Annotated in this window: 8 protein-coding genes and 1 pseudogene; 4 read left to right on the top strand and 5 right to left on the bottom strand. The window is 58.8% G+C overall.

Features of this window, described 5'->3' with window-relative positions:
* Positions 1-229: integrase core domain-containing protein (locus CINSTRO3249_RS08710; protein WP_143146879.1), on the top strand; the 229-nt coding region annotated here is incomplete at its 5' end.
* An 11-nt stretch (positions 230-240) separates the two neighbouring features.
* Here CINSTRO3249_RS08710 and manX read toward each other — a convergent pair.
* Positions 241-1236, bottom strand: a complete 996-nt coding sequence (gene manX / locus CINSTRO3249_RS08715) for a PTS mannose transporter subunit IIAB (protein WP_074012994.1) — start codon at positions 1234-1236, stop codon at positions 241-243.
* Between the two features lie 583 nt (positions 1237-1819).
* Between manX and CINSTRO3249_RS08720 the strand changes: the two genes are divergently transcribed.
* Positions 1820-3376 carry a TerC family protein gene (locus tag CINSTRO3249_RS08720; RefSeq protein ID WP_074012995.1) on the top strand — a complete coding sequence of 519 codons (1557 nt, stop codon included), beginning with the start codon at positions 1820-1822 and terminating at the stop codon, positions 3374-3376.
* 53 nt (positions 3377-3429) lie between these two features.
* Here CINSTRO3249_RS08720 and CINSTRO3249_RS08725 read toward each other — a convergent pair whose 3' ends face one another.
* The 3 genes from CINSTRO3249_RS08725 to pabB form a co-directional block, all read right to left on the bottom strand.
* Positions 3430-4794, bottom strand: a complete 1365-nt coding sequence (locus CINSTRO3249_RS08725; protein WP_074012996.1) for an L-serine ammonia-lyase — start codon at positions 4792-4794, stop codon at positions 3430-3432.
* A 305-nt stretch (positions 4795-5099) separates the two neighbouring features.
* Positions 5100-5693, bottom strand: coding sequence for a CoA pyrophosphatase (locus CINSTRO3249_RS08730; RefSeq protein WP_074012997.1), 594 nt, complete (start codon positions 5691-5693; stop codon positions 5100-5102).
* Entirely contained in the window at positions 5686-7047 is a 1362-nt protein-coding gene (gene pabB / locus CINSTRO3249_RS08735; protein ID WP_074012998.1) for an aminodeoxychorismate synthase component 1, read from the bottom strand. The genes CINSTRO3249_RS08730 and pabB overlap by 8 nt, the downstream gene beginning before the upstream one ends.
* 151 nt (positions 7048-7198) lie before the next feature.
* Between pabB and CINSTRO3249_RS08740 the strand changes: the two are divergent.
* Positions 7199-7375: pseudogene (locus CINSTRO3249_RS08740) on the top strand (YoaH family protein); the annotation flags it as partial.
* Between the two features lie 90 nt (positions 7376-7465).
* On the opposite strand, the gene CINSTRO3249_RS08745 reads toward CINSTRO3249_RS08740, so the two are convergent.
* Positions 7466-7819, bottom strand: a complete 354-nt coding sequence (locus CINSTRO3249_RS08745) for a RidA family protein (protein WP_074013000.1) — start codon at positions 7817-7819, stop codon at positions 7466-7468.
* A 163-nt stretch (positions 7820-7982) separates the two neighbouring features.
* Between CINSTRO3249_RS08745 and CINSTRO3249_RS08750 the strand changes: the two genes are divergently transcribed.
* A partial coding sequence (locus CINSTRO3249_RS08750) for an ATP-dependent DNA helicase (protein WP_084790164.1) occupies positions 7983-9849 on the top strand: 1867 nt, incomplete at its 3' end.

Below are 9849 nucleotides of genomic sequence, written 5' to 3' on the forward strand. Positions count from 1 at the left end.
CGGCGACTCCTACGATAATGCGATGGCAGAGAGTATCAACGGGTTGTACAAAACGGAGGTTATCCACCGCGGGAGCTGGAAAAACCGGACGGAAGTGGAGTTGGCCACGCTGGACTGGGTGGACTGGTACAACAACAGAAGGCTGCTCGGGCGGCTGGGTTACATCCCTCCTACTGAAGCCGAAATGAACTATTACGCTTTGCAATTAGCATCAGAGGAAGCGGCGTAGTATTGCCAAAATTACTCTCTAATAAACTCGGGGTTATTCAGTTTTTTAATCAAATCCATCATCTTCAACCGGGAATCGCTGGATACTTTACGCACTTCCAGCTCAATCCCGCGATCGTTGAGTTTGTTAAATGCCTCGATGTCTTTTTCGTCTACCGATACGGCATTGTTGACCTGGGTTTTGCCCTGGCGGAAGGCCATGCCGCCGATATTGACTGAAGTAATGGCAACACCGCCTTCGACCAAACGCACCACATCGGTGGGGTTGGTAAATAACAACATAACGCGGTCGTTGGCATATTTCGGGTTGTCGTAGACGCGGATAGCTTTCGCCACATCCACCACGTGAGCCGTGACGCCCGGAGGTGCCACTTGGGTGAGCAGGGTCTTGCGCACCGTATCCGCGGCCACTTCGTCGCTGACCACGATGATGCGTTTAACGTTGGTTTCTTTGGTCCAGCGGGTTGCCACCTGGCCGTGGATTAAGCGGTCATCGATGCGCGCCAAACCGATACTCATATGGCCGCCCTGACCGTTAGCCACCGGTGCGGCTTTCGCGACCGGTGCGACGGCGGGTGCGGGCACGGCAGCAGGCGCGGCCTGCTCCGGTTCCGGGGTTTTCAACGCTTTCACGCCGATACGTCCGGTTTCCACAGCAATCCCGACCAGTTCCTGGAAAGCGGGATTATCGTCGCGCGCCATGAAGGTTTCGGCCAACATGGGGATATTGACGCCGGTCACAACTTCGTAATTTTCTTTATCGATGACAATCCGGCTGGCGGCATTAAACGGGCTGCCTCCCCAGGTATCGACCAGAAAGAGTACGCCTGCTGTGGTATCAAGTTCCGCCAGACGGGCGGTATATTTTTCGATCAATGTTTCAGCGTTTTCGCCTGGGACGAAATCGATCCAGGCGACGTTGTCTTGTGCGCCTAAAATCATTTCAGCCGTTTTCAGTAATTGCTCGGCCGCTGACCCGTGAGTGCCAATAACAATAGCAATACTCACTGGATACCTCCTCTATTGACAAAATGGGTTATGCGCCCCGCACGAATGGTGTGTCGAGGGCCCTAACTCTTTGGTGGTATAACTGCAACGTCAGGAACGATGCCTGCCCTGACGGATGTCCGTTCTACAGATTGATCTGCTTCAGTTATTGGTTCGGACGATCATAAGTAAATCGCGATTTATTTTAGTGTGTAAAAAAATAAAAATTGTGACGGCGCTCAGTTATTTGGCTACCGGAATCGGTAGAAGCGCACAAAAGAGTGTAGCTGGAAATGAACAAACGGCCTGAAGTGAAAAAGTTTTGTGCCGGACGGGGAATCCCTGATACAGTAAAGCGTTTAAATTATAAAAGGAGCAAACAGCCCTCCGATGGACTGTCACCGAAGCCGTTTCATCAATTTTTGTCCGCCTGCGCGGCCACTCGTCTTCTCCCACTGGCGCCTCGCGCTGGATCATCTTTCGTCATGTTTGATCCCGCTCCCAAGAACGTTTGCCTCTTGGCGGCTTGCCCCTGCGCGTTTGCCGGCAAAGATGCGGTTTAACCCTGTCATAACGACAACCTGAACACCTTACGGAGCCTGTGATGGAATTCTTAATGGACCCCTCAATTTGGGTGGGATTGCTGACCTTGATCGTATTGGAGATCGTTCTCGGCATAGACAACGTGGTCTTTATTGCGATCCTGGCGGACAAACTGCCGCCCAAAAAGCGCGATCGCGCGCGGGTAGTGGGTCTTTCGCTGGCGCTTATCATGCGTCTGGCCCTTTTGTCGCTAATATCATGGATAGTCACGCTGACGCGGCCGCTGTTTACCTTGTGGGACTTTTCCTTTTCCGGCCGCGACCTTATCTTACTGCTTGGCGGTATTTTCCTGTTGTTCAAAGCCACCACGGAGCTGCATGAACGCCTGGAAAATAAAGAACACGACAGCAGCGCCGGCCGTGGGTATGCCAGCTTTTGGGCGGTGGTGGTGCAAATTGTCATCCTCGACGCGGTGTTTTCCCTGGATGCGGTGATTACGGCGGTAGGGATGGTCAACAATCTGCCGGTAATGATGACGGCGGTTATCATCGCCATGGCGATTATGCTGCTGGCGTCCCGTCCATTGACCCGTTTCGTTAACCGTCATCAAACCGTGGTGGTACTGTGTCTCAGCTTCTTGCTGATGATAGGCCTCAGCCTGATTGCTGAAGGGTTTGGCTTTCATATTCCGAAAGGCTACCTGTACGCCGCCATTGGTTTCTCGATCCTAATCGAGATGTTTAACCAAATAGCGCGGCGCAATTTTATCAAAAATCAGTCCGTTAAGCCGATGCGCGAACGCACCGCTGAGGCGATTATGCGGCTGATGGGCGGCAGGGCGCAGCGTGAAACCGGCGAGGACGATTCGGCCAGAGCCTTTAAACAGGCGCACTTTGCCGAAGAGGAACGCCACATGATTACCGGCGTGCTGTCGTTGGCCTCGCGGACCTTGCGCAGCGTTATGACCCCACGCAACGAAATTACCTGGCTGGACTGCCAGCGGCCGGTTGCGGAATTGCGCGCGACCTTAATGGACACGCCGCATAATATGTTTCCGGTCTGTAACGGCGAGCTGGATCAGCTTATCGGTATCGTGCGCGCCAAGGACCTGATGGCGGCGGTGGATAACGGCGAGCAGGTCAAAGCTTACGCGGCCGCCAACCCGGCGATTGTGGTGCCGGAAACACTGGATGTGCTGAAGCTGCTGGAGGAGTTGCGCCGGGCGAAAGGCAGCATGGTGATGGTGTCCAACGAATTCGGTGTGGTGCAAGGGCTGGTGACGCCGCTGGACGTGCTGGAAGCGATTGCCGGCGAGTTTCCTGACGAGGATGAAACGCCGGAAATTGAAGTTCATGAGGGCGGCTGGCTGGCGAAGGGTAGTACCGACCTGCACGCCTTACAGCAGGCGCTGGACACCCAGGCGCTGGCGCGCGGGCGGGACAACGTCGCCTCGCTGGCAGGTTTGCTGCTGTCGCAGTGCGATCAAATGCCGGTGGAAGGGGACGTGGTGACGCTTGACGAGTGGCGGTTTACCATTCGCCAGATGGTCGAGTACCGTATCGAGCTGGTATGGATTGAACGTCTGGCGTCGCGCCACGACGATGATGAGGAAGAGTAACGCAAACCCCGTAAGCGCCGCCGTAGCGCTTACGGGCTCAGCCGCCGTGTTTCTCAGTCACACTGCACCTTGATAGCCAGACCGCCGCGCGAGGTTTCACGGTATTTGGCATTCATGTCCTTGCCGGTTTCGTACATGGTTTCGATCACCTTATCGAGGGATACCCGCGGGGCGCTGGTACGGCGCAGCGCCATGCGGGAGGCATTGATCGCCTTCACCGAGGCGATAGCGTTACGCTCGATGCACGGTACCTGCACCTGGCCGCCCACCGGGTCGCAGGTCAGTCCGAGATTGTGCTCCATACCGATTTCCGCCGCAACGCACACCTGTTCCGGGCTGCCGCCCATCAGCTCCGTCAGTCCGGCCGCCGCCATGGAACAGGCCACGCCCACCTCGCCCTGACAGCCGACTTCGGCGCCTGAAATCGAGGCGTTCATTTTGTACAAAATCCCGACAGCGCCGCTGGCGAGGAAATACCGCAGCCAGATGTCGGCCGATACGGGTTCGATAAAGTGGTCATGGTAAGCCAGGACCGCGGGCACGATGCCGCAGGCGCCGTTGGTGGGCGCGGTGACGACCCGTCCGCCGGCGGCATTTTCTTCATTAACCGCCAGGGCGAACATATTGACCCAGTCCACCACCTGCATGGGGTCGGTGGAGTGCTTATCGCCGGCGATAAGCATCCTCCTGAGCGCGGCGGCGCGGCGCGGCACCCGCAGCGGCCCCGGCAGCACGCCCTCGGTATTCATACCGCGATCGATACAGGCGCGCATGGTTTGCCAGACGTTGGCAAAATAGCGGTCTATCACCGCACGATCGTGCAGCGCGAGCTCGTTGTGCAATACCAGACCGGAAACCGACAGGGCGGTGTCCCGGCAGTGATTCAGCAATTGCTGGGCGCTGTTGAAAGAGTAAGGCACGCTGCGCTCGCAGGTCACCTCAAGGCCGAACTGCGCTTCCTCGACGATAAATCCGCCGCCAATTGAATAATAGGTCTGGCTGTAGACGCAGCGATCGCCGGCAAAGGCGTGGATGCGCAGCCCGTTTTCGTGCCGCGCCAGATTGCTGTGATGGAACACCATGCCGCCTTCGCGTGGAAAATCCACTTCATGGGGTGTTCCCGCCAACATCAGCCGTTCACGCTCCGCCACGTCGCGTAAAAACGCCGGCGTCGCGTCGATGGCCACCGTATCGGGGCTGTTGCCGGCCAGACCGAGAATGATTGCCTGATCGGTGTGGTGCCCTTTGCCGGTCAGGGCCAGTGAGCCGTAAACCTCGGCGGCGATACGGGTGACGGACGTCAGCAGATGTTTTTCGACCAAATCGTCCACAAATTGTTTACCGGCCTTCATCGGGCCTACCGTATGGGAACTGGACGGACCGATACCAATTTTGAACATATCGAAAACGCTGATCACGGTTGCTCTCCTTTATATTTTATAAGGCAACGGGCAGGTGGCATCGACCTGATTGTAATAGTTGAACGGGGGTTACAGGTGCGTTTTCGCATGAAATAAACTAATGTCAAAATTCTGACACCAGCTGCTCTCATCGCCCCTGCGGCACCGATCATCGCGCGAAATTTGCATGTAGTAGTAAAATTAAATGCCAATTAACAATATACTATTAGTGTTATATTCTGCCTAATGTCGCTTGGCGGGGATTTTAGCGGGAAAAAAGGAAATGAAAAGGACTCCGTGCCGTTAAAGGGAGCTGGCTCCCATTATTCGGTCGGCGGCCGGATATGTTGACCCAGACGATAGAGAATTTGGGCGGTCATGCCCCAGATCATGTGTTGTCGGTACCAGGAGAAATATACCCGCCGGGTCTGCATTTGCCGCTCAATATCCAGCGGCGTATAGCTCGCCAGCGACAACGCGTCGGTCAGAGGGATTTCAAATATTTCCGCCACCTCGGCCTCGCTGGCGACAAAACGTCCGCCGGGGGCCAGCAGGCCGACGATGGGGGTGACCTGAAAGCCGCTGCTGCTGTCCACCGGCGGCAGTTGTCCCAGCACCCGCACCTGGCGCGGATCGATTGCGACTTCTTCTTGCGCCTCGCGCAGCGCGGTGGCGATGGCAGAAGCGTCGCTTGCATCGGCGCTGCCGCCGGGAAAGGCAACCTGGCCGGCGTGTTTGCGCAAAGACGCGGCGCGGCGGGTGAGCAGCAGCGTCGGCGTGGCATGGCAGATAATCGGAACCAGCACCGCCGCCTGCCGGCGGTGGTAGCTGGCGTGGCGGGTATCCGGCAGCAGCAGTTGGAAACGGGTGATAAACTCCGTCAGCCGCAGCGGGCGCGCTATCACAGACTCAGGCATGCAGCCGTTCCAACAAAGGCAGGAGCGAGGCCACTTTCGCCAGCGTCTCCTGGTATTCCGCTTCTTCGTCGCTGTCGGCGACCAGACCGCCGCCGACAGAGCAGTGGATGTGCCGGTCTGCGACCAGCAGCGTGCGAATGGCGATGTTGGTATCCATCGCGCCGCAGCAGCTGATATAGCCGATACTGCCGCACCAGGCGCTGCGGCGCTGTGGTTCGAGCCGTTCGATGATTTCCATTGCCCGCACCTTTGGCGCGCCGGTAATGGAGCCACCGGGAAAGCAGGCGCGCAGCAGGTCGCAGGGGGTACGATCGTCCGGCAAGGCGGCGGTGATGGTGCTGACCAGATGATGCACCGCCGTAAACGTCTCGATGGCAAACAGCGACGGCACACGCACGCTGCCGGGCTGCGCCACGCGGCCAATGTCGTTGCGCAACAGGTCCACTATCATCAGATTTTCCGCCTGATCTTTGGCGGAAGCGGCCAGCCGTGCCGCCTGCTGAAGGTCCGCGTCGGCATCCGCCAGCCGGGGTAAGGTTCCTTTGATGGGGCGGGTCTGGATCTCGCCGTCGCGCAGGCGCAGGAAACGTTCCGGCGACAAACTGAGCACCGCCTGGTTCGCCAGGCGTATGAACGCCGAGAAGGGCGCCCGATTATGGGCCAGCAAGAGGCGGAACGCCGGCCATTCATCCCCCGCGCAGGGGGCGCTGAAACGCTGTGACAGACAGACTTGATAGCAGTCACCCGCCAGCAGGTGCCGCTGCACCTGCTGGAATTTGTCGCCATAGTCGGCGCGGCTCATATTGGCGCGCCAGGGACCGAGCAGGTGAAACGGCGCGGGCGACGGGGGCGCCGCAGCGGTCAACCGGGCAAGGATGGGGGCGGGATCGTCGTGGCTGACCAGCGTCAGCGACCGGCGCAGATGGTCGGCCACCACCGCCCAGCGGTAAATCCCAATCGCCATGTCCGGCAGCGGGAGATCCTGTTGCGCCAATACCGGCAAGGTTTCGATGCCGCGGGCAAGATCATAGCCAAAATACCCAAGCGCGCCGCCCTGAAACGGTAATTCCGCGTCCGGCGACGCCATCATGCCCGAGGCCGTCAGCTGCTGTTGCACCAGCGCAAAAGGGTCGTCATCCCGGCACTCGCATGTGTCCCCCCGGCCAATTTCAGTGACGCCGTCACGTGTGACCAGCGTCACCGCCGGTGCGGCCACCAGAATATCGTAACGGCTGTCGGGGTGGTCGCTATGGCCGGAATGCAGCAGCATCGACCAGGGCTGGTCGGCCAAAGGGGTAAAATAGTCCAGCACGGCATCGGGCCGGTAGGGTAATGCTGTCAGTTGTGGCTGCATGGCTAAGCGCCTGTTCCCGAGCGTCGCGGCGTCGGCATCCTGCCCGCGTACGTGGTGAGTTTATGGTGCGATCCTAGCATAACTCCACGTCATGGCGTAACCGGCCGCGTCGTGAGATAATCAGCTAAATCGCCGTGACCCAGAGACAATTATGTTAAACGATATGCCCGCGTTGACCCATGAGCAGCAGCAACAGGCCGTAGAGCGGATCCAGGCGTTAATGGCCGAAGGAATGAGCAGCGGCGAGGCGATAGTACAGGTGGCACGCGAATTGCGCGCCGACCACATCGGCGAAAGGGTCACCCTGCGCTGGGAGGAAGAAGACGATACCGAAGCGCTTGAGACGCCGTCGGCGCGTGCCGAGACGGATCCCTATGATAGCAACCCCGATGATGAGTAAGCGCAGGGTGGTCCGCCGTTATGACAATGCGGCGACGATTTTGATTTCGATTTTATAGCGCGGATTCATCAGGCCCGCCTGAACCGTACAGCGCACCGGCGCGCTGCCGGCCTCGACCCACGTATCCCATACCGCATTCATCGCGGCGAAATCCGCCGCGTCAGGCAGGAAAATGGTGGCATCCACCAGGCGGCGTTTGTCGGTGTTGCAGCGTGCCAGCATGGCGTCGACAGCGGCAAGCGCGCTGCGGGTCTGGCCGGTAATGTCTTCATCAAGCGCGGCATCCGCCGCCACGCTGGTGTAATAGAGGGTTTGATGGTGAATCACCGCATCGGACATACGGGCGCCGGCATCAATACGCTGGAGGGTCATTGCATTTCCTTTCAGTGGTTGAGTGAAAACAACAGCATACCATACCGGCGCGGGAAGCCCAGCTGCCCGATGGCGATGGCTGACGCGTTTACGCATAACGACGAACCATGGCCGTTTGGGCGTGGTAGGTAAAACAGGGCAACGCGCGTGCGCGGGAGAGAATGTGACAGACGATTTTATGCCTCAAGGCGTGCTGGCGAAAGCTCTGAACGGTTTCAAACCGCGGGAGTCCCAGCGCCTTATGGCTGAAGCCATTCGTGACGCCATCGGCGCGCAGCAACCGCTGGTGGTGGAGGCCGGCACCGGTAAGACCTATGCCTATCTGGTGCCCGCCCTGCGCGCCGATAAAAAAGTGATCATTTCCACCGGCTCGAAGGCGCTACAAGATCAACTCTACGCCCGGGATCTGCCCCGTATCGCGCAGGCGCTGTCATACCGCGGGCAACTGGCCCTGCTGAAAGGGCGCGCCAACTACCTGTGCCTGGAACGGATGGCGCAGCATGCGGCGGCGGGCGGCGCGCTGACGGCGGAAACGCTTGATGCGCTGAGTCAGGTACGCGCCTGGGCGTCGCAAACCGAGGATGGCGACATCGCTAATTGCGGCGGCATACCCGAAGACAGCCCCATCTGGCCGCTGGTGACCAGCACTAACGACAACTGCCTCGGCAGCGATTGCCCCGAATACAAAGAGTGCTTTGTGGTCAAGGCGCGCCGCCGGGCAATGGATGCGGATGTGGTGGTGGTCAATCATCATCTGTTCCTGGCGGACATGGTAGTCAAAGAAAGCGGTTTCGGGGAGCTTATCCCCCGCGGCGATGTGATGATTTTCGACGAAGCGCATCAACTGCCGGATATCGCCAGTCACTATTTCGGCCAGCAGCTGACCCGCCGCCATATGCTGGATTTGGCGCGCGATATGACGCTGGCCTACCGGACCGATGTGCGCGACATGGCGCAGTTGCAAAAGAGCGCCGATCAGCTTTCGTTCCGCGCCCAGGATTTTCGCCTGGCGCTGGGGGAACCCGGGTTTCGCGGTAATCTGCGCGACGTACTGGCGCAGCCGGCGGTGCAGCGCGCGCTGGTGCTGCTGGATGATGCGCTGGAGCTATGCCATGACGTGGCGAAGCTGGCGCTGGGCCGCTCGGCGCTGCTGGATGCCGCGTTTGAGCGCGCAACCCTTTACCGCGCCCGGCTCAAACGCCTGCGCAACACCAGCGAGCCGGGATTCAGCTATTGGTATGAATGTAACGCGCGCCATTTTTTGCTGGCGCTAACGCCGTTGTCGGTGAATGACCAATTAGATCACTTCACCCAGCGTATGGGGCTTGAGAACGCTAAATCCCTGCTGCTCGCCAGTCCGTTTGATTATGCCGCCCAGGCGTTACTGTGCGTGCCGCGCTTTTTGCCGGAGCCACGGGAGCGCGGCGCGGCGCAAAAACTGGCGCGGATGCTGCTGCCGGTGATTATCGCCAACCGCGGCCGCTGTTTCTTTCTGTGTACCTCGCATCAGATGATGCGCGATCTGGCGGTGGAATTTCGCGCCTCGCTGACCTTGCCGGTGCTGGTACAAGGCGAAACCAGCAAGCGCGAAGTCCTGCGCCAGTTTGTGGACGCCGGTAACGCGGTGCTGGTGGCCACCAACAGTTTTTGGGAAGGGGTAGACGTGCGCGGCGATGTTTTGTCTTGCGTTATCATTGATAAACTGCCGTTTACCGCCCCGGACGATCCGCTGCTGAAGGCTCGTATTGAGGATTGCCAGCTGCGCGGCGGCGATCCGTTCGCCGAGGTACAGATCCCGGAGGCGGTCATCGCCCTGAAGCAGGGGGGCGGCCGGCTGATACGCGACAGCGATGACCGTGGCGCGTTGATTATCTGCGATCAGCGACTGGTGACCCGCCCATACGGCATAGGTATCTACACATTTATCGTGATACCTGTTATTACTTTGCAGAATGATTTCAACCTATCTGTTGGCGGGATTGACTCTCGCCTTACCCGCCGATATCAGACGCTGGTTAAACAGCATATGA

The sequence above is a fragment of the Candidatus Sodalis sp. SoCistrobi genome (genome assembly GCF_900143145.1).
Classification (GTDB): domain Bacteria; phylum Pseudomonadota; class Gammaproteobacteria; order Enterobacterales; family Enterobacteriaceae; genus SoCistrobi.

Coding starts and splice junctions, on each gene's coding strand:
- CINSTRO3249_RS08745 (WP_074013000.1), bottom strand. CDS start 7,819: ATGACCCTCCAGCGTATTGATGCCGGCGCCCGTATGTCCGATGCGGTG.
- CINSTRO3249_RS08730 (WP_074012997.1), bottom strand. CDS start 5,693: ATGCCTGAGTCTGTGATAGCGCGCCCGCTGCGGCTGACGGAGTTTATC.
- pabB (WP_074012998.1), bottom strand. CDS start 7,047: ATGCAGCCACAACTGACAGCATTACCCTACCGGCCCGATGCCGTGCTG.
- CINSTRO3249_RS08720 (WP_074012995.1), top strand. CDS start 1,820: ATGGAATTCTTAATGGACCCCTCAATTTGGGTGGGATTGCTGACCTTG.